Below are 15,847 nucleotides of genomic sequence, written 5' to 3'. Positions count from 1 at the left end.
GCCCTTCTGGCGGTAGCCGACGAGTTCGCCGTGGTGTCGCTGCGCGGTGCGGCGGTACGGGTCGGCGGGCGCACTCTGTGGTCCGGGGTCGACTTGGACGTCGGCGCGGGCGAGTTCGTCGCCGTGCTCGGCCCGAACGGGGTGGGCAAGTCCACCCTGATCAAGGTCCTGCTCGGCGTGCTGCCGACCGCCTCCGGGGAGGTGCGGGTGCTGGGCGAGCGGCCCGGGCGGGCCGGACAGCGCGTCGGGTACCTGCCGCAGCGCCGTAGCTTCGACGCCTCGCTGCGCATGCGCGGCACCGACATCGTGCGGCTGGGCTGGGACGGCGACCGCTGGGGGATTGGGCTGCCGGGGCTGTCCGGCGCCCGGCGCAAGGCCGCCGGGGAGCGGATTGCCGAGGTGATCGACCTGGTCGGGGCGTCGGCGTACGCGAACCGGCCGATCGGGCGGTGCTCGGGCGGCGAGCAGCAGCGGCTGCTGATCGCGCAGGCGCTCGTACGCCGCCCGGAACTGCTGCTGCTCGACGAGCCGTTGGACAGCCTCGACCTGCCCAACCAGGCCGCCGTGGCCGCGCTGGTCGGCCGGATCTGCCGGGAGGAGGGCGTGAGCGTGGTGATGGTCGCGCACGACGTGAACCCGATCCTCTCCCGCCTGGACCGGGTGGTGTACCTCGCCGAGGGCGGTGCCGTCGCGGGCCACCCCGAGCAGGTCATCACCTCCGAGATCCTGTCCCGGCTGTATGCCACACCGATTGAGGTGCTGCGCACCTCCGACGGCCGGCTCGTGGTCGTCGGACAACCAGAGGCACCCGCCCTGCACACCGACCGGCACACCGTGCCGGATGCCCGGGACAGGCGGCCATGATGCCGCTGACCGTTCTGGCCGACGCCTACCCGGACTGGTCGTGGAACCCGTTGGCCGACCTGCAGCAGATGTGGGCGTACCCGTTCATGGTCAACGCCTTCCGGGCCGGCACCGTGGTGGCCGTGGCTGCCGGGGTCATGGGGTGGTTCATGGTGCTGCGGCGGCAGAGCTTCGCCGGGCACACCCTGGCCGTCGTCGGCTTCCCCGGCGCGGCCGGTGCCACCCTGCTCGGCATCAGCGCGACGTACGGCTACTTCGCCTTCTGCCTCACCGCTGCGGTGGTCGTCGCGGCGATCCCGCGTGCCGGTCGGGACGCCGACGGGCACGAGTCGGCGCTCACCGGCACCGTCCAGGCGTTCCTGCTCGCCTGCGGTTTTCTGTTCACCGCCCTGTACAAGGGCTTGCTGGGCGGCGTCAACTCGCTGCTGTTCGGCAGCTTCCTGGGCATCAGCACCACCCAGGTCTGGGTGCTGCTGGCGGCGGCGGTCGTCGTCCTGGCTGTGCTCGCCGTGATCGGACGCCCGCTGGTATTCGCCTCCGTCGACCCCGATGTCGCCGCCGGGCGGGGCGTGCCGGTGCGCCTGCTGTCCACGGTGTTCCTGATCCTGCTGGGGGCGGCGGCCGCCGAGGCGAGCCAGATCACCGGCACTCTGCTGGTGTTCGCCCTGCTGGTGATGCCCGCCGCCACCGCGCAGACGCTGACCGCCCGGCCCGCCGTGAGCCTCGCGCTGTCCGTGTTCATCTCGCTCGCGGTGACCTGGCTCGGCCTGATCACCGCCTACTACTCGCCCTACCCCATCGGGTTCTACGTGACCACCTTCGCGTTCGCCGGCTACGTTCTGGCCCGGCTGGGCCGCCTGGCCGTCCACCGGCTCCCCGGCCTCGTACCGGCAGGAGGTCCGGCATGACGACGACGGTCCTGGCCTCATCGGGATGGGCCGCCGCGTTCGCGCACCCGTTCTTCCAGCACGCCCTGCTCGCCGGCACCGCTATCGCCGCCGCGGCCGGCCTGACCGGCTACTTCCTGGTGCTGCGCGCCCAGGTCTTCACCGGCGACGCACTCAGCCATGTCGCCTTCACCGGCGCCCTGGCCGCCCTCGCCCTCGGCTACGACCTACGCCTCGGCCTGTTCGCGGCCACCATCATCATCGCCGTGCTGCTCGGCACCCTCGGCAGCCGGGGCCGGCCCGACGACATCGCCATCGGCAGCGTCTTTTCCTGGATCCTGGGCATGGGCGTCTTCTTCCTCACCCTCTACACCACCTCCCGCAGCGCGGCCGGCGGCGGCGTCGGCGTCAACGTGCTCTTCGGGTCGATCTTCGGTCTGTCCGCCGCCCAGGCCCTGACCGCGGCGCTGGTGGCGGCCGGCATCTGCGCGGCTGTCATCGCCATCGCCCGCCCGCTGCTGTTCGCCTCCGTCGACGGAGCAGTCGCCGCCGCCCGCGGTGTGCCCGTACGGATCCTCGGCTTCGGCTTCCTGGCTTTGGTCGGCGCCTGCGCGGCGGAGGCCACCCAGGCCGTCGGATCACTACTGATCCTGGGCCTGCTCGCCGCCCCCGCCGGCGCTGCCCAGCGCCTCACCGACCGCCCCCACCGTGCACTGGCCCTGTCCGCCGCTCTTGCTGTCGCGGAGATGTGGGCCGGGCTCGGCCTCAGCTACGCGCTGCCCGGCATGCCGCCCAGTTTCGCCATCCTTGCCGTCGCCACCGCTGTGTACGCCGCGACCTTCGCCACCGGCCGGCGGAGGCGAACTCCCGCCCTGGCGGCCTGACATGTCAAGCGATCCTGCAGCCGCTCGTGCCCCGACGGACGAGGTGCAACTGATCGGACTCCGGACACTGCAGCGTGTCACCGTCCCGAGCGCCCTGATCGCCGGCGCCGACTTCACCAGCGCCTGGGCCGGCAACATGATCGCGAGTGCGCCGCCAGGGACTCGACCCCCGGGCCGCTGATTAAGAGCTCGCTGGCCGGCCGTCCGGGCTGTGTCAACTCCTGCCGGATAGGGGGCCAGTTCAACGAGAGGGAAGCGATCGGACAAGCGAACCTCTGCATCGGCCAGGCGCTTCATCCGGGTCTCGCCGTCCAATGGTGCCCGCGTACAACCGTGGTCGGTTGTTGGAGCTCATCCCTCAGAGGGTTGCCGGTAGGGACAGGGCGTGCCGGGGCTGGGTTTCGGATCATCGATCCCGAACAGTCACGGTCAGGACTCGTTACGGGGCTCCTGGTGGGGGTGCCCGCTCGACGACGGGCTGAACGGGAGCCGGCAACCGGCCAGGCCGCGTGGGCGTACGGACAGCCTTTTCGCAATGTCACGGAGCACCACCGCTGCCGGAGCCTCCGGTTCCGTCAGCACCAACGGCGTACCGGCGTCGCCCGCCCCGCCCAGGCGCGGGTCCAGCGGCACCTGACCGAGCAGGGGGACTTCCGTGCCCATGGCGAGGGACAGCGACTCCGCGACCGACCGGCCGCCGCCGGATCCGAAGAGCTGCGTCGTCGAACCGTCCGGCAGCCGCAACCAGGACATGTTCTCCACCACCCCAGCCACGCGTTGACGGGTCTGCACGGCGATGGCCCCGGCACGCTCGGCCACCTCGGCCGCGGCCATCTGCGGTGTGGTCACCACGAGAATCTCGGAGTTCGGGAGCAACTGGGCGATGGAGATCGCAATGTCGCCGGTGCCGGGCGGCAGGTCGAGCAGCAGCACATCCAGATCCCCCCAGTACACCTCGCCGAGGAACTGCTGCAACGCGCGGTGCAGCATCGGGCCGCGCCACACCACCGGTGCGTTCCCCGGGGTGAACATCCCGATGGAGATCACCTTCACACCACTCGCCCGGGGAGGCATGATCATCTTCTCGACCCGGGTGGGGCCGGTCGTCGCCCCCAGCATCCGGGGGACCGAGTGGCCGTGGATATCGGCGTCCACCACGCCGACGGACAGACCGCGGGAGGCCATAGCGGCGGCCAGGTTGACCGTGACGCTGGACTTGCCGACCCCGCCCTTGCCGGAGGCGACGCAGTACACCCGGGTCAGGGAACCGGGCAGGGCGAAGGGGATCACCGGCTCCGCCGTGTCGCCCCGCAGACTCATGCGGAGCTCGGTGCGTTGCTCGTCGCTCATCACGTCCAGCTCGATCCGCACCTCGCGCACGCCGGGCAGCGCGGATACGGCGGCGGTGGCGTCCGCGGTGATCCGGTCGCGCAGCGGGCAGCCGGACACGGTCAGATAGATTCCGACGGTGACTGCGCCGTCGGCGCCGACCGTGATCTCCTTGACCATCCCGAGGTCGGTGATGGGCCGCTGGATCTCCGGGTCGAGGACCCCGGACAGCGCCTGGCGGACGGCGTCCATGGTCGGGGCGGCGTGTTGGTGGGCCGGTGCAATAGTCACAGGAGAACTCCGAATCCGGGGCTGGGTGTGAGAGCGGACGTGTCGCGGGGTCAGCCGACGACGGTCCAGGTGTCCTTGCCTGTGAGCAGGGACTGGAGGCCGGCGGGGGCCGCGGTCCTGGCCTGGTCGATCTGGGCGCGGACCTGGTCGTCGTACGCCGGGCGGCTCACGGAACGGAAGACCCCGGTGACGGTGTGGCTGAGGTCCTGCGAGCACAGCCGCGACAGGGCGAAGGCGTAGGAAGGGTCCTCCAGGGTGGCGTCGTGCACCACCAGCGCCTCCTCCCCGACGTCCGAGACCTTCGCCGTCCCCAGCCCTCCGGAACCGGTATGGATCACGCCGTACTCTCCCCCGGAGCCTCCGGGGGTGCCCCCGTTGGCGCCGAAGCGAACCGGTTCGCCGTGCCGCAGCGGGATGAGGCGCCGCTCCCTCTCGCCGGCCTGCCGGAGTACGTCGAAGGCGCCGTCGTTGAAGATCGGGCAGTTCTGGTAGATCTCCACGAAAGCGGTGCCTCGGTGTTCGGCGGCGGCGGTGAGCACCTCGGTCAGCCGCGTGCGATCCGAGTCCAGGACGCGGGCCACGAAGGTGGCACCGGCGCCCAGGGCCAGCGACACCGGGTCGAAGGGGGCGTCGACCGAGCCCATGGGGGTGGATTTGGTGACCTTCCCCGTCTCGGAGGTCGGTGAGTACTGGCCTTTTGTGAGCCCGTAGATCCGGTTGTTGAACAGAAGGATCTTCAGATTCACGTTGCGCCGCAGGGTGTGGATCAGATGATTGCCACCGATCGACAGGGCGTCCCCGTCTCCGGTGACCACCCACACCGACAGATCGGGACGGGCCACGGCCAGACCAGTGGCGATGGCCGGGGCGCGGCCGTGGATGGAGTGCATCCCGTAGGTGTTCATGTAGTAGGGGAATCGGCTGGAGCAGCCGATGCCCGAGATGAACACGGTGTTCTCCCGCCTCAGCCCCAGCCGGGGCATGAAGCCCTGCACTGCGGCCAGGACCGCGTAGTCGCCACAGCCTGGGCACCAGCGCACCTCCTGGTCGGACTTGAAGTCCTTCGCTGACAGCTTCGTCTCGGCCGCGGGCACCAGCGCCTGCCCGCCGATGCCCGGCAGGCCGAGGTCAATGGTGGTCATATCGGACTCCTTCGATCGCATCGGTGAACACGCCCTGCAGTTCTTCCGCCCCGAACGGCAGACCGGCGACCTTGGTGTACGAGATGGCGTCGATCAGGTACTTGGCACGCAGTAGCAGCGCGAGCTGGCCGAGGTTCAACTCCGGGACCACGACCCGCTGGTAGCGGGAGAGGACCTCGCCCAGGTTGGCCGGAAGGGGGTTGAGGTGGCGCAGATGCAGGTGCGCGACGGCGTATCCAGCCCTGCGAACGCGGCGTGCCGCGGCGCCGATCGGCCCGTACGAGGAGCCCCAGCCCACGACCAGGACCTCGGCCCCGCCGGAAGGGTCGTCCGGCACGGCGTCGGGTACGGCGATCCCGTCGACCTTGGCCTGACGCAGCCGCACCATGCGGTCGTGGTTGTCCGCGTCGTACGAGATGTCGCCCGTGCCGTCGGCCTTCTCCAGGCCGCCTATCCGGTGTTCGAGCCCGGGGGTGCCGGGCACTGCCCAGGGCCGGGCGAGTGTCCACGGGTCGCGCAGATAGCCCCAGAAACCGCCGGACCCGTCGGGGGCGTTGGGCTCTGTGGTGAACTCGACGCTCAGGTCGGGCAGTTTCGAGGCGTCGGGAACGAGCCAGGGCTCCGAGCCGTTGGCGATATGGCCGTCGGACAGCAGTAGGACCGGTGTCCGGTAGGTGAGGGCGATGCGGGCCGCGTCGAGCACGGTGTCGAAGCAGTCCGCCGGGGTGGACGGGGCGAGAACCGGCACCGGGGATTCACCATTGCGGCCGAACATCGCCTGCAGCAGGTCCGCCTGCTCCGTCTTGGTGGGCAGTCCGGTGGACGGCCCGCCACGCTGCACGTCGATCACCAGCAGCGGCAACTCGGTCATCACGGCCAGGCCGATGGTCTCGCTCTTGAGGGCGAGACCGGGACCGGACGTGGTGGTCACGCCCAGCGCCCCGCCGTACGCGGCCCCCAGCGCGGCCCCGATCGCGGCTATCTCGTCCTCCGCCTGCACCGTGATCACACCGAAGTCCTTGTGCCGGGACAGCTCGTGCAGGATGTCGCTGGCCGGGGTGATCGGGTAACTGCCGAGGAACACCGGCAGCCCCGACCGCGCCCCGGCCGCGACGATGCCGTACGCCAGGGCGGTGTTGCCGGTGATCTGCCGGTACTCGCCCGCAGGGAGCGCCGTCGCGGGTGCGACCTCGAAAGTCACCGCGAACGACTCGGTGGTCTCGCCGTAGTTCCAGCCGGCCCGGAAGGCAAGGATGTTCGCCTCGGCGATCTCGGGCCTGCGCGCGAACTTCTGGCGCAGGAATCGCTCGGTCCCGTTGGTCGGCCGGTGGTACATCCAGGAGAGGAGGCCCAGGGCGAACATGTTCTTCGCCCGCTCCGCGTCCTTCTTGCTCAGGCCGGTGTCCGCCAGCGCGCCCCGGGTCAGCGTCGCCATGGCCACCTGGTGGACCTGGAAGGCGGTCAGGGTGCCGTCCTCCAGTGGGTCGGAGCCGTAGCCGGCCCTGGCCAGATTGCGCGGGGTGAACTCGTCGGTGTTCACGATCACCGTCCCGCCCGGCGGCAGGTCGGCGAGGTTGGCCTTCAACGCGGCCGGGTTCATCGTCACCAGCACATCCGGCCGGTCTCCGGCGGTGAGGATGTCGTAGTCCGCGAAGTGCACCTGGAAGGACGAGACTCCGGGGATGGTGCCCTGTGGGGCGCGGATCTCGGCGGGGAAGTTCGGCAGCGTGGCCAGGTCGTTCCCGAAGGCCGCCGCCGCTGAGGTGAACCGGTCGCCGGTGAGCTGCATACCGTCTCCGGAGTCACCGGCGAACCGGATGACCACCCGGTCGAGCCGCTCGGTCCGTGCGGGGCGGATGCCGCTCATGGCGCGTTGTAGCTCTGGACGAAGGGCGTGTCGACGCCGATCGGGCCGAATTCGGCCGCACCGCCGGGCGAACCCAGCGGCTCGGCACGCCCGGGCAGCGCCTCGGAGAAGAAGCGGGCGTTCTCCGTGACGAAGTCCGCCTCCTGTGGTGCGAGCTCCTCCACTGTGGCGATCGCCTCGACCGGGCAGACGGGTTCGCAGGCGCTGCAGTCGATGCACTCCTCGGGGTTGATGTAGGCCATGCGCTCCCCGACGTAGATGCAGTCCACCGGGCACTCGTCGACGCAGGCGCGGTCCATGACGTCGACGCACGCGGCCCCGATGACGAAAGTCATGATGGGGTGACTCCTTTGCTGTAGCGGTTCGGACGACAGGGAATTCAGGCGCCTTCGGGGGAGAGCGCGGCGGGGGGCGCGTCGCCGATCGAGGCGAGGATTTCGTAGCGGCGACGGGCGAATTCGGGTTCGAACTGCGCGCCTGGGCGCCGGGGGCCGGGAATGTCGACGGTCGTGCGCACGACGGCGGGGCGGGGGCTGAGCAGCACGATCCGGTCGCCCAGCAACAGGGCCTCGTCGACGTCGTGGGTGACGAACAGGATCGTGGTCTCGTACTGGCGCCAGACCGAGACCAGCAGTTGCTGCATCTCCGAACGGGTCTGGGCGTCCAGTGCGCCGAACGGCTCGTCCATCAGCATCACGCGGGGGCGGGTGGCCAGGGTCCGGGCGAGCTGGACACGCTGCCTCATACCGCCCGACAACTGGCCCGGCAGATGGCCGGAGAAGCCCTCGAGACCGACCTGGGCCAGCAGCTCTTCGGCTTGCCGGCGCCGTTGCCCCCGGGGCACTCCGCGCAGTTTCAGGGCGAATTCGACATTGCGTGCGGCCGAGCGCCAGGGCAGCAGCGCGTCCTCCTGGAAGACCATGGCACATGCCGTGTCGGTCTCACCCACCGACTTCCCGTCGACCTCCGCGCGCCCGGCGGTGGGCTTGAGCAGCCCTGCCAGCGCGCGCAGGATGGTCGACTTCCCGCAGCCGGAGGGCCCCAGCAGAACGACGATCTCTCCGGGCCGCACGTCGAGGTCGATCTCGGCGGCCGGCATGTCGCCGAAGGCAAGCTTCAGTCCCTCCAGCCGGACCCGCGCTCCGGCGCTCATCGGGCGTTCCTCGGCAGCCAGCGGTTGATCCGGGACCCGAGCCGCTCCACCAGCCAGGCCGTGCCCCAGCCCAGGATGCCGATCGACAGCATGCCGACGACCACGCCGGAGTAGTCGAGCAGCCCGTAGGACTGCCAGGTGTAGTAGCCGATGCCGAACTGTCCCGAGATCATTTCGGCGCTGATCACGCAGATCCAGGCCACGCCCATGGAGACCGACAGCCCCGAGAAGATGCCGGGCATCGCTCCGGGGAGCACTACATGGGACAGTACGGACAGTCGGCGGGCGCCCATCGTCCGGGCGGCCTCCTCCCATACCTTGGGCAGTGTCTTCATCGCGTGGATGGTGCTCACCACCACAGGGAAGAACGCCGCGAAGAAGGTGATGAACACGATGCCCTGCTCGCCGGTGGGGAACATCAGGATCGCCAGCGGCACGAGTGCGATCGCCGGGATCGGCCGGGCGACCTCGATGAGCGGCCGGACCAGCGCCTGGACGACCCGCGAGCGTCCGATCGCGATGCCGATGCCCACCCCGCTCACCGCGGCGAGCCCGAAGCCGAGCAGGATCCGGCGCAGACTCGCCAGTAGGTCTTGGTAGTAGCTGCCGGACGCGAGCCGCCCCTGGAGTGTGTCGAACACTTCGACCGGGCCGGGTACCTTGTCGAAGCGCAGCCACAGGACGACGTCGTTGGCCGTGAACAAGTACCAGAGCAGCAGTACCGCCGCCAGTGGCAGCGCGGCCAGTGCCCCGGCGGCCAGTCGGCGGGACCGTACTCCGGGCTTGACGAGCGGGCGGAGACCGGCACGCAGACCGTGGCGCGGTCGCGGGGTGACGGCGATCGGATCACTGGTGGGTGTGAGGGACTGCTGGGTGACGGGAGTTGTTGTCATGCGTCCTCTTTCCTGCGATTTTCCTGCGATCGCTGCTGCTCAGGAAGCGGCCAGTGCCGCCGCGTAGTCGAGCTTGCGGGCGCCGGAGCGGCCCGCCAGGTAGGAATCCGCGTCGGCGGCCACCGCGAACGGCAGCAGCCGGGAGTCCGTGGATCCGCCAGGGTCGAGCACCCAGGTCGCGGCGGACGCGAACATCCGGGTTCCGTGCGTCGTATCCGGTACGTAGGCGGCGCGTACGCCCCCGTCGTGCGCGGCGATCTGCCGCAGCAGGCAGGTCGGAGTCGCTGCGACCCCGGTCGACTTCTCGCCGCTGAACCACACCTCGGAGGCGGTGCGCGGGTCCTTGACGGGCTTGTGGCAGACCGGGTCCTGACCGCTGAGACTGCTCGGGGAGGTGATGTTCTTCCGGGCGGTGTCGTAGGAGGAGCCGTAGACCTTGCGCAGATAGCTGTCGTTGACGAACTTGCGCAGGTCCAGGTTCTTGACCGAGCCAAGGTCCTTCAGGAACGGCAGGTCGGCGGCGAGGGCGTCGACCAACGGCTGCTTGATCGTCGGGTCGAAGGTCACCAGGCCGCTCGGCCCGTTGTAGAGGTAGACCACCTCCGGTTCGATACCGGTGATCTTGGCGACCTGCTGCGCCGCGGTCAGCGGACTCCGGTTGAGGTAGTCCGTCGTGTCCCGTACCGACTCCAGGAAGGCCCGCATCACGTCGGGGTGATCGTCGGTGTAAGCCTTCCGGGAGACGACGGAGTGGAAGGTCGGGACGCCGTTGGACCCGCCGTCGTAGAGCAGCTTGCCCTGTTTGCGGAAGACCATGAGCTGCGGCCAGGGCACGAACTGGGAGAGTGCGGCTACCTGCTTGCCATCGAGCGCCGAGGCGCCGACCGCCGGTTCCTGGTTGAGCAACTTGACGTCGTCGGGGCCCAGCCCGTTCTTCCGCAGGGCGTTGACCAGCATTCCGTGTGCGGCCGAGCCGACGCTGGTGGACAGTACCTTGCCTCGCAGGTCGGTCAGTTTTTCCGCCGAGGAATCGTTCGGCACCACTACCTGGTTGAGCGATCCCCGCAGGTTGTAGCCGGTGACGGCGACCAACTCCGATCTGGCGTCGGGGAACTCGGCGGTCTTCGAGCCGTTGACGAGGACCGGGTAGTCGCCCATGGAGCCGATGTCCACCTTGCCGGCGATCATCTGCGCGGTCAGCGGGGGCCCCGACGGGAAGTCCTGCCAGACGACCCTGTAGCGCACCCCTTTGGCTTTGCCGATGGCATTGAGCTTGCGTTCGAAGGTGCCTCGCTCACGCAGCAGGGTGCCGGCGGTGACGGTGTTGATGGTCTTGGACTGGTAGCCGATGTTGACCACCACGGTGGAGGAGTCGGCCGCGGACCCGGTGCCGCAGGCACTGGCACCGAGTCCGAGTACGGTCAGCACTGCGAGCACCGGCGTCCCGCGGCGGCGGGTCCGGGGCGGGACCGGGTGCGGGAAGGCGTCCACGTCAGGCTCCGCTCACCGCAGCAGGAACGGGATGTCGACCGTGACCGCGTCGACCGGGCAGCGGGCCGCGCACGGACCGCAGTACCAGCACTCGTCGACGTGCATATACGCCTTGCCGGTGTCGGGATGGATGGCCAGTGAGTCCAGCGGGCACATGTCCACGCAGAGCGTGCATCCGTCGATGCACTTGGATTCGTCGATGGTGACCGGTACGTCGACTCGGTTCGCTGCTTGCGCCATCAGTGGTCTCCTTCAGCATGTCCGTTGGTCGGGGATTCGGTGAGGCCCATGCGGGCGAAGGCGCGGACATCGGCGTCCACGTCGGTAACGGCTTCCTCGAGCGCCGCCCGGACCTCCGGGCGGCCCGCCGCCAGGCCCCCGAGGGCCCGGACGGCGGCCTTGCGTACATCGAGGTTGGTGTCCCGGGTCGCGGCGATCAGCGGTGAGACCGCCTCCCCGGGGTCCGCGACCGCCAGTGCGGCCGCCGCTCCTTGCCGGATCTGCCAGGCGGGGTCGGCCAGTGCCGTACGGGCCAGGGCCGCCGCGTGCTCGGTGCAGCCGGTGTGTGCCATGGCGGCCAGGGCGGCGGCGCGGACCAGGACATCGGCGTCCCGGGCGAGGTCTATCAGGGTGGCGGCGCCGCGCGGGTCTCCGACGGCGGCCAGCCCCCGGGCCACGGCGAGTCGCACCGCGGCGGCCGGATCGGCCGCGGCTCCTGCCAGGGCGTCGAGCGCGTCGAGCGAGACGAGTCCGAGAACGATCTCGCAGCGCACCGCCTCGTCGGGGTCGGGCAGCAGTGCGGTCAACTCCTCAACGCCGCACAGCCGGTGACGCCACAGCGCGCCCACGGCGGCGGCGCGGACGTCGGCCTCCGGGTGCCCGCACGCCTCGCGCAGCGACCGCGTGAAACTCTCGCCGGACACCAGCACCTCGCGCAGCTCGCCGAGCAGCTCGATGGCGGTCCGGCGGACAGTCCCCTCGGAGTCCAGCAGGGCCGCGGCGAAGACCGACGACGGCTCCTCCCAGGATTCGGCGGCCTCACTGAGCACGGTCAGCGCGGTGCGGCGCACATCGGGGTCGGTGTCGGTCAGGAACTCCGCCAGTTCCTCGGTGGTCGGGGACTCATCGGCCAGTTCCAGGAGCGCGAGGATGCGATGGGGGCGCTGTGTGGGCGTGCTCATCCCCACACCGCCGCCAGGTCGGCACCGGCCGGTGCGGGCGCGTCCGGCACCCCGTCCGGGCGGGTGAAACCGGGCACGGGCACGATGTAGGGCGCCACCGGCCGGGTCAGCGTCTCCATCTCCGCGTTGTCTGCCGGGCCGCTCTTGCGCAGGTTCAGATGGCGGAACCAGCTTGCGTCGTCCTGCTCGGGCCAGTCGGCACGCTGGTGGTAAAGGCCCCAGCGGCTCTCGGTGCGGGCCAGTGAGGCGCGGGCGGCCATCTCGGCGCAGTCACGGATGAAGGTGACCTCGGCGCAGCGCATCAGCTCGTGGGGTGTGTGGGCTCCCATGCCGGCGATCTCACGGCTCATCCGCCCGAACGCCTCAAGGCCGAGGGTCAGGTAGCGCTCGGTCTTGGGCGGCTGGAGGTAGTCGTTGACGAAGCGGCGCAGTTTGTACTCCACCTGCGGCTGGGGCGGGCCGTCGGGGTTGGACAGTGGCCGGTAGATCAGTTCGTGGGCCGCGGCGATCTGGTCCTCGGGCAGAGCGGGCCGGCCGGCGGAGGTGGCGAAGGCACTGGCGTGCTCGCCGGCGATGTCGCCGTACACAAAGGCGCCGATCATGTAGTTGTGCGGCACACAAGCCATGTCTCCGGCGGCGTACAGGCCCGGCACCGTGGTCGCGGCGTGCTCGTCCACCCATACGCCCGAGGCGGAGTGCCCGCTGCACAGCCCGATCTCGGAGATGTGCATTTCGATGTCGCGGGTGCGGTAGTCGTGGCCGCGGCCCGAGTGGAAGGTGCCGCGGGTCGGCCGCTCGGTGGTGTGCAGGATGCCCTCGATCTGGTTGATCGTGGCGTCCGGCAGATGGCTGAGCTTGAGGTAGATGGGGCCGCGGGCGCTGTCCAGTTCGCGCTTGACCTCGGCCATCATCTGGCCGGACCAGTAGTCACAGTCGACGAATCGATTCCCATCGGCGTTGACCGTGTATCCCCCGAAGGGATTGGCCACATAGGCGCACGCCGGCCCGTTGTAGTCCTTGATGAGTGGATTGATCTGGAAGCACTCGATACCGGAGAGCTCCGCGCCGGCGTGATAAGCCATCGCATAGCCGTCGCCGGCGTTGGTCGGGTTCTCATAGGTGCCGTACAGATAGCCGCTGGCCGGAAGGCCCAGGCGTCCGCAGGCTCCGGCCGCCAGGATGACCGCGCCGGCCGAGATGGTGACAAACTCTCCGGACCGGGTGTCGAACCCCACCGCACCGACCGCCCGGCCGTCCACGGTGAGGACCCGCACCGGCATGATCCGGTTCTCGATCGTGACCCGGGACCGCACATGGCGGGCGCGCAGCGTGCGGTACAGAACCTTCTTGACGTCGCGGCCCTCGGGCATCGGCAGCACATAGCTGCCCGAGCGGTGCACCTTGCGCACGGCGTACTCGCCGTGCTCGTCCTTCTCGAACTTGACGCCGTAGCCCTCCAGCCGCTGCACCATGCCGAAGCCGCGGGTCGCGGTCTCGTAGATGGTGCGCTGGTTGACGATGCCGTCGTTCGCGAGGGTGATGTCCGCGACGTAGTCCTCGGGGGTCGCCTTGCCCGGAACCACGGCGTTGTTCACCCCGTCCATGCCCATGGCCAGGGCACCGGAATGACGTACGTGGGCCTTCTCCAGCAGCAGCACGTCCGCGCCGTTCGCGGCCGCGGTCAGGGCCGCCATCGTGCCGGCGGTGCCCCCGCCGACGATGAGGACGTCGCAGGCGAGTTCGCGCCGTTGCGACTGAGGTGGGATCTGCACGGAAGTCAGCCCCTTTCGGAGGCAGGGTGGTTCAGCAGCGGGTCGGGGGTGCGGTGGAGCCAGCCGGCCAGGGACATCCGGTCGCCGCGGAATCGGACGAACTCGAGATCGATCGGCCGGCCCGCATCTGTGTATGTCAGCCGTTCGAAGAACAGGAGGGGGAAGCCGTCGGGCACCCGCAGGAGATCGGCGACCGTGCGGTCGGCGGCGATCGCCTCAATGGACAGTGCGGCGGCGCCCAGGGGAAGGCCCAGTTCGCCTTCGAGAAGCTCGAAGACGTCGTGCCGTGCCAGGTCCATCTGCAGCAGGGGCCTGCCGATGTCCGCGGGCAGGTAGCTGGCATCCAGTGAGAGGGGCTGTCCGTCGAGCAGCCGCACCCGCTCCAGAGCAATCACCTCGGTGCCCGGGCTGAGCTCAAGACGCTCGGCCACGGTGGGTGTGGCGGGCACGGTGTCCGCCAGCAGTACCTGGTTGACGACTCGGTCCGGGCCGGTGTCGAAGCTCTCCGCGAGTCCGCGCAGCCGGTCCAGTCCCTGCACGGCCTTTCCCGACACGACGAACGTTCCGACGCCGGGAATACGGTCGACCAGGCCCTCCATGCGCAGCAGCGCGAGGACGTCCCGGACGATGTTGCGGCTGGCCCGGAATTCGGCGGCCAACACCGCCTCGGAGGGCAACGGCCGGGTTCCGTATATGCCCGTGAGAATGCGGGTGCGCAGCACGTCCCGGATGCGCCGTACTGGTGCGACACGGCTTCCTGCGGCTCTGCCACTGGCGATGATCCCTGTCATGGCCGGAATGCTGGGCATGGCGTGTTACGCTGAGCGGTTGCCGGAATTACGCATCAGTTACGCCAGTCTCTTCGCTGCGTGCACCTCGCTGACCTGGGAAAAGAGGCACGAGCGGGCTGGTATCGCCAGGGCTCTCGCCGACGGGAGGGCTTGCCTGCACTCGTGTCGGGGTCCCGGTGGGCGCAGGCTGACGCCCCCCCCGACGTCCGTCGCGCATGAGGGCCTGAGTCCCTGCCTGCTACCTGCCGGAGACAAGGGCCAGCAGCGTGGCCGCCGGCCCCGTCGGTGACGTCTCGCGCAGCCAGACGGCGCGGAACTGCCGTCGCATCAGTGCGGGCTCCTCCAGCGGCACGCTGATCAGCCGCCGGTCAGCGAGTTCGGCGGATACGGCGAGACGGCTCAGCACGGCAGGCGCGTCGCCCATGGACACGGCGGACTTGATCGCGGTGGTGGAACCCAGTTCCGCCGCAGGCGGGGCGGGCTCTGCGCGGCCCGCAGAACCGGCGGGCGTGCCTCCGGCGGCACCTTGCGGCCTCCGGCCGGCGGAAGGGCCCGCTGGGGCAGCCCCCGCCGAAGACGTATGGGGCGGGGGCGTTTCAGGTGAAGGCAGGGGAAGGGTTGCCGCGGACCGGCGGAGGATTTCCCATACGGCGTCGCGCGTGCCTGAGCCCTGTTCGCGCACGATCAAGGGAGTCGCAGCCAGTGTCCGCAGAGGTAGCGGCTTTCGGCGCCTGGCCCAGGGGTGTCCCGGCGCGACCACCACGACCAGCTCGTCACTGGCGATGGCGCGACTGCGAAGGCCGTGTGGTGCGTGCGGGCCCTCGACGAAGCCGAGGTCGGCCTCACGGCTCCGGATCATATCCGCGACCTGCGACGAATTGCCGACTCGCAAGGCGACCCTGACCTCCGGGATCCTGGCGCGCAGAGCGATCAGCCACCCCGGCACCCGGTGATCCGCGATGGTCATCGACGCGGCGACCCGCAGCCGGCCCTGCTGGTCCGCGTGGAGCGCGGCTACACCACTGACCAGCGCTCGGGCCGCATCGAGCACCGGCAGCGCCCAGTCCACGACAGCGGTCCCGGCCGGGGTCATTCGTGACCCCGTGGGGCCGCGTTCGATCAGTACCAGCCGAAGCTGGCGTTCCAGGGCGCTGATCCGCATGCTCGCCGCCGGCTGGCTTATCCCATGGCGTGCGGCGGCCTGTCCGAGACTGCCGGTCTCCGCGACCGAGACCAGCAGGCCCAGCATCTTGAGTTCCGGTGTCCCCGGCGGAAGGCCCATCAGCACTGCTTATGACCTCC

The 15,847-nt window shown here is 70.1% G+C and carries 13 protein-coding genes and 1 pseudogene; 3 read left to right on the top strand and 11 right to left on the bottom strand.

Annotated elements, in window-relative coordinates; all coding sequences use genetic code 11:
* Positions 1 to 6 precede the first annotated feature (6 nt).
* The 3 genes from ACWDO5_RS18045 to ACWDO5_RS18035 are packed head-to-tail and all read left to right on the top strand — an operon-like array spanning position 7 to position 2,635.
* Positions 7 to 864 (top strand): metal ABC transporter ATP-binding protein, encoded by an 858-nt coding sequence (locus tag ACWDO5_RS18045; protein WP_450531307.1) that lies wholly within the window; start codon positions 7 to 9, stop codon positions 862 to 864.
* Positions 861 to 1,772 carry a metal ABC transporter permease gene (locus ACWDO5_RS18040; RefSeq protein ID WP_450531301.1) on the top strand — a complete coding sequence of 304 codons (912 nt, stop codon included), beginning with the start codon at positions 861 to 863 and terminating at the stop codon, positions 1,770 to 1,772. The genes ACWDO5_RS18045 and ACWDO5_RS18040 overlap by 4 nt, the downstream gene beginning before the upstream one ends.
* Positions 1,769 to 2,635: a metal ABC transporter permease gene (locus ACWDO5_RS18035; RefSeq protein WP_450531300.1), complete on the top strand. Its 867-nt coding sequence runs from the start codon at positions 1,769 to 1,771 to the stop codon at positions 2,633 to 2,635. The genes ACWDO5_RS18040 and ACWDO5_RS18035 overlap by 4 nt, the downstream gene beginning before the upstream one ends.
* 429 nt (positions 2,636 to 3,064) lie before the next feature.
* Here the strand turns inward: ACWDO5_RS18035 and ACWDO5_RS18030 are convergent, their stop codons facing one another.
* The 11 genes and pseudogenes from ACWDO5_RS18030 to ACWDO5_RS17980 all read right to left on the bottom strand — a co-directional run bounded on the left by ACWDO5_RS18030 (position 3,065) and on the right by ACWDO5_RS17980 (position 15,827).
* Positions 3,065 to 4,216: an Mrp/NBP35 family ATP-binding protein gene (locus ACWDO5_RS18030; protein ID WP_450531306.1), complete on the bottom strand. Its 1,152-nt coding sequence runs from the start codon at positions 4,214 to 4,216 to the stop codon at positions 3,065 to 3,067.
* 89 nt (positions 4,217 to 4,305) lie between these two features.
* Complete coding sequence (locus ACWDO5_RS18025; RefSeq protein WP_450531298.1) at positions 4,306 to 5,397, bottom strand: 2-oxoacid:ferredoxin oxidoreductase subunit beta; 1,092 nt, start codon at positions 5,395 to 5,397, stop codon at positions 4,306 to 4,308.
* Complete coding sequence (locus ACWDO5_RS18020) at positions 5,384 to 7,264, bottom strand: 2-oxoacid:acceptor oxidoreductase subunit alpha (RefSeq protein WP_450531296.1); 1,881 nt, start codon at positions 7,262 to 7,264, stop codon at positions 5,384 to 5,386. The genes ACWDO5_RS18025 and ACWDO5_RS18020 overlap by 14 nt, the downstream gene beginning before the upstream one ends.
* Positions 7,261 to 7,599 carry a ferredoxin gene (gene fdxA / locus ACWDO5_RS18015; protein ID WP_450531294.1) on the bottom strand — a complete coding sequence of 113 codons (339 nt, stop codon included), beginning with the start codon at positions 7,597 to 7,599 and terminating at the stop codon, positions 7,261 to 7,263. Before fdxA ends, ACWDO5_RS18020 begins: the two co-directional genes overlap by 4 nt.
* Positions 7,600 to 7,643: 44 nt before the next feature.
* Positions 7,644 to 8,417, bottom strand: coding sequence for an ABC transporter ATP-binding protein (locus tag ACWDO5_RS18010; protein ID WP_450531293.1), 774 nt, complete (start codon positions 8,415 to 8,417; stop codon positions 7,644 to 7,646).
* Entirely contained in the window at positions 8,414 to 9,310 is an 897-nt protein-coding gene (locus ACWDO5_RS18005; protein ID WP_450531292.1) for an ABC transporter permease, read from the bottom strand. The genes ACWDO5_RS18010 and ACWDO5_RS18005 overlap by 4 nt, the downstream gene beginning before the upstream one ends.
* 39 nt (positions 9,311 to 9,349) lie before the next feature.
* A complete protein-coding gene (locus tag ACWDO5_RS18000; RefSeq protein WP_450531291.1) occupies positions 9,350 to 10,801 on the bottom strand; it encodes an ABC transporter substrate-binding protein in 1,452 nt (483 codons plus the stop codon).
* Positions 10,802 to 10,813: 12 nt separating this feature from the next.
* The gene (locus ACWDO5_RS17995) at positions 10,814 to 11,041 is read right to left on the bottom strand and encodes a 4Fe-4S dicluster domain-containing protein (protein WP_175436735.1); all 228 of its coding nucleotides are present in this window, start codon (positions 11,039 to 11,041) and stop codon (positions 10,814 to 10,816) included.
* Positions 11,041 to 13,754 (bottom strand): annotated as a pseudogene (locus ACWDO5_RS17990) (fumarate reductase/succinate dehydrogenase flavoprotein subunit). The gene ACWDO5_RS17995 and the pseudogene ACWDO5_RS17990 overlap by 1 nt, the downstream one beginning before the upstream one ends.
* A gap of 5 nt (positions 13,755 to 13,759) precedes the next feature.
* The gene (locus tag ACWDO5_RS17985; RefSeq protein WP_450531289.1) at positions 13,760 to 14,545 is read right to left on the bottom strand and encodes a GntR family transcriptional regulator; all 786 of its coding nucleotides are present in this window, start codon (positions 14,543 to 14,545) and stop codon (positions 13,760 to 13,762) included.
* A gap of 238 nt (positions 14,546 to 14,783) precedes the next feature.
* A complete protein-coding gene (locus ACWDO5_RS17980; RefSeq protein ID WP_450531305.1) occupies positions 14,784 to 15,827 on the bottom strand; it encodes a LysR family transcriptional regulator in 1,044 nt (347 codons plus the stop codon).
* Between the last annotated feature and the right edge of the window lie 20 nt (positions 15,828 to 15,847).

Source organism: Streptomyces sp. NPDC000880 (assembly GCF_053599675.1).
The sequence above is the reverse complement of the archived record's forward strand: the minus strand, read 5'-3'. Positions and strand labels throughout refer to the sequence as shown.

Coding starts and splice junctions, on each gene's coding strand:
- fdxA (WP_450531294.1), bottom strand. CDS start 7,599: ATGACTTTCGTCATCGGGGCCGCGTGCGTCGACGTCATGGACCGCGCC.
- ACWDO5_RS18040 (WP_450531301.1), top strand. CDS start 861: ATGATGCCGCTGACCGTTCTGGCCGACGCCTACCCGGACTGGTCGTGG.
- ACWDO5_RS17980 (WP_450531305.1), bottom strand. CDS start 15,827: ATGGGCCTTCCGCCGGGGACACCGGAACTCAAGATGCTGGGCCTGCTG.
- ACWDO5_RS18005 (WP_450531292.1), bottom strand. CDS start 9,310: ATGACAACAACTCCCGTCACCCAGCAGTCCCTCACACCCACCAGTGAT.
- ACWDO5_RS18025 (WP_450531298.1), bottom strand. CDS start 5,397: ATGACCACCATTGACCTCGGCCTGCCGGGCATCGGCGGGCAGGCGCTG.
- ACWDO5_RS18020 (WP_450531296.1), bottom strand. CDS start 7,264: ATGAGCGGCATCCGCCCCGCACGGACCGAGCGGCTCGACCGGGTGGTC.
- ACWDO5_RS18030 (WP_450531306.1), bottom strand. CDS start 4,216: ATGGACGCCGTCCGCCAGGCGCTGTCCGGGGTCCTCGACCCGGAGATC.
- ACWDO5_RS17995 (WP_175436735.1), bottom strand. CDS start 11,041: ATGGCGCAAGCAGCGAACCGAGTCGACGTACCGGTCACCATCGACGAA.
- ACWDO5_RS17985 (WP_450531289.1), bottom strand. CDS start 14,545: ATGACAGGGATCATCGCCAGTGGCAGAGCCGCAGGAAGCCGTGTCGCA.
- ACWDO5_RS18035 (WP_450531300.1), top strand. CDS start 1,769: ATGACGACGACGGTCCTGGCCTCATCGGGATGGGCCGCCGCGTTCGCG.
- ACWDO5_RS18010 (WP_450531293.1), bottom strand. CDS start 8,417: ATGAGCGCCGGAGCGCGGGTCCGGCTGGAGGGACTGAAGCTTGCCTTC.